At 35.2% G+C, this 2765-nt stretch carries 3 protein-coding genes; all 3 read left to right on the forward strand.

What is annotated here, in order from left to right; genetic code table 11:
* The first annotated feature begins 180 nt into the window (after positions 1-180).
* Genes B2X72_RS09215 through B2X72_RS09225 form a run of 3 tightly spaced genes read left to right on the forward strand, consistent with a single transcriptional unit; the run spans position 181 to position 2747 of the window.
* Positions 181-1848, forward strand: a complete 1668-nt coding sequence (locus B2X72_RS09215) for a PIN-like domain-containing protein (RefSeq protein WP_286849294.1) — start codon at positions 181-183, stop codon at positions 1846-1848.
* 60 nt (positions 1849-1908) lie between these two features.
* The gene (locus tag B2X72_RS09220) at positions 1909-2199 is read left to right on the forward strand and encodes a transposase (RefSeq protein WP_286849297.1); all 291 of its coding nucleotides are present in this window, start codon (positions 1909-1911) and stop codon (positions 2197-2199) included.
* A 59-nt stretch (positions 2200-2258) separates the two neighbouring features.
* Complete coding sequence (locus tag B2X72_RS09225; protein WP_286849299.1) at positions 2259-2747, forward strand: DDE-type integrase/transposase/recombinase; 489 nt, start codon at positions 2259-2261, stop codon at positions 2745-2747.
* Positions 2748-2765 lie beyond the last annotated feature (18 nt).

A 2765-nucleotide genomic window follows, 5' to 3' on the forward strand; every position in this document is an offset into this window, starting at 1 on the left:
CGCCTAGAAAAGGAAAAAAGTGACAGCTAAAGATCTTCCCAGATTGAAAAATAGGGGTCAATATCGAAATGATGAAAAAAGCTATGCGTGTACCACAGAAATCCAATCCTAAAATTTATTTAGGACACAAGTGAATTTAGATTTATTGCTTAGAACCAAAGCATTTCCAAACGATATTTTATGAATTTAGATAACATTAAACTATTCAAAATAGATGATGATAAACAGGAACGACTATGGTCTAGTGCTGTTTTCGTTTTTGATACTTCTGCATTACTAGAATTCTATTATCTTCCAAAAAAGACGAGACAAAATATTTATGACCAGACGTTTGCACTTTTGAAAGAGCGGTTATGGACACCGGGCCATGTAGAGTTTGAATTTCTAAAGAATCAGGAAGAGACTATATCCAAAGCTTATAAAGATCAATATGAATCTATTGAAAAACTAATTGCAGATCTAAAACCGAATTTTGATCAGCATATCAATAAAAAAGTACACGAAATTTCGGAAAAAACTAAAAAGGATGATAAACATCCCCATTTAGATCAAGTGTATTTAAATGAAATTAAAACCAAAATTGAAAATTTTAGTAAAGACATAGAAGAGTTTAAAAATAAAATTACGCTACAAGTTAATGCTTCTCAAACGGAGATTTTAAGTACCAATACTGAAGACGATGTTCTTGAAGCCATAAATACCTATTTTTTGATTGGAAGCAACTATTCTTTTGAACAAATTATAGAGATAACTAAAGAAGGAAAACATCGGTACGAGTATAGAATTCCACCAGGATACGGAGACTTTTACAATAAGGAAAAAAAAGGAACCCAAATTTTCGGTGATTTGATCATTTGGAAGCAGATATTGGATTATGCCAAAGATAAAAGATTGCCTATTATTTTTATTACAAATGATAATACAAAGGATGAAGACTGGTGCTATTTTGAAAAAGATAAAAATGAAAATCGGATTAAAGCTCCTCGCGAAGAATTAATAAAAGAAATGTATGACCATGCCGGTACTGAATTTTGGATGTATAATTTACCTCAGTTTTTATACAATTCTAGAAAGTATCTAAAGTCAAAAATTCCGGAACAAGCTATTCAATTTATTTCCCAACGTGCTAATACAAATAGTAATAAGGGAAACTATCTAAAAATTGAATGTGAACAATGTGGTGAAATTCATAGCTTTCACAAATCTGGGTTTGATTTAGAATTCAAAGTAGGGGAAAGTTATGAAAGACAGATGGGATCTGAAATTCATTATCAGGAACTTGAGGATTTTGATTGCGAATGCGGTAATGTTATTGAAATAACTTTTAACCTTTGGGAATATCCTATTGGTTCTCATAACAGCGATGATATTGAGATTGAAGGAGGTGAACTATTGGAAAGCTTCCATTTTACTAAAGATTTTTATGAAAAAGATTATTTAAATCAATTTAAATTATGTGAAGTGTGTGATGGTAATAGGGAAAGTGTGGGAAATTATATCCATAATTGGCGTAAGCATAGATTAACGAATGAATTTCCACCTGAACATGAAAATAGTATACATAAAGGTATAATTGTGGGAACTTGTGAGTGGTGTAATACATTGCATACTTATTGTCCGCTGTGTAATGCCTTAAATTATTATTCAGATGCGGAATTGGACGAAAATAAAGAATGTGCAGGGGGATGTGGTTTAGTTTTTAAATTTGAATCAGATAATGCACATGGTGAGCTTTCATCTTATACCTTAAAATTAGTAGATACACGCCGCGCAAATTGTAGCATTTGCGATAAAGAATTTATTGATAAAAGTAACATTGAAATATGCCCAGAATGTGAGGAGGTGTAAGTGTCCCAAAAACTCCAACAGCTTAAAACTGGACATAAATGTTTAGATTTAAGTAATAAGATGAAAAAGACACGTTTTACAGAAACACAGATTGTTCGAGCACTCAAAGAGGGCGAAGAAGGCAGAAAGACCGAAGACATCTGCCGTGAGCTGGAAATTAGCAAGGCCACATTTTATAATTGGAAGAGTCGTTACGGAGGTATGGAAGCCTCAGATGTCAAACGCCTAAAGGAACTTGAAGAAGAAAATGCACGCTTGAAAAAGATGTTTGCCGAACTGAGTATGAACCATTATATCCTAAAAGAAGTCATCACAAAAAAAGGTTGGGGCTCCGGCAGCAAAAACAGTTAACTCAGGAGATTGTCCTAGATCACGGTTTGAGTGTAACCGGAGCCTGTAAATTGACAGGTATGTGCCGTTCACAATATTACTATGTTAGTAAGAAAGATGACAGCGCTGTCATCTCTGCATTAGATGAACTGTCCTCCAAACATCCTGTATATGGATTCCGAAAACTTTACGCTTATCTGCGCAGAGCGGGGAAGCCCTGGAATCATAAAAAAGTTTATCGGGTGTATAAGCTACTAAATATGAACAAGAAGAGGCGTGGCAAACGTCGTCTACCTGTTCGGGAGAAACAGCCTTTGGAACAACAGGTCAGCATTAATCAAAAATGGAGCATGGACTTTATGAGCGATAGCTTGGCCAGCGGAAACAGGTTTAGAACCTTTAATGTGATGGACGACTTTTCCCGTGAGATATTGTGTATCGAAATAGCTACTTCAATTTCTTCTTTGCGGGTAACTCGGGCACTTGAACAAATCATAGACTGGCGGGGCAAACCGCTCTGTCTACGCGTAGATAATGGTCCTGAATTCACCAGTTGCATATTCCGGTGATGTTGGTTCTTCCCCACT

It is taken from the genome of Sphingobacterium sp. UBA7253, assembly GCF_002472745.1.
In the GTDB taxonomy this organism is placed as follows: domain Bacteria; phylum Bacteroidota; class Bacteroidia; order Sphingobacteriales; family Sphingobacteriaceae; genus Sphingobacterium; species Sphingobacterium siyangense.

Bases quoted from the DNA above. Each gene is read 5' to 3' on its own strand.
- B2X72_RS09215 (WP_286849294.1), top strand. From the start codon at position 181: ATGAATTTAGATAACATTAAACTATTCAAAATAGATGATGATAAACAG.
- B2X72_RS09220 (WP_286849297.1), top strand. From the start codon at position 1,909: ATGAAAAAGACACGTTTTACAGAAACACAGATTGTTCGAGCACTCAAA.
- B2X72_RS09225 (WP_286849299.1), top strand. From the start codon at position 2,259: ATGTGCCGTTCACAATATTACTATGTTAGTAAGAAAGATGACAGCGCT.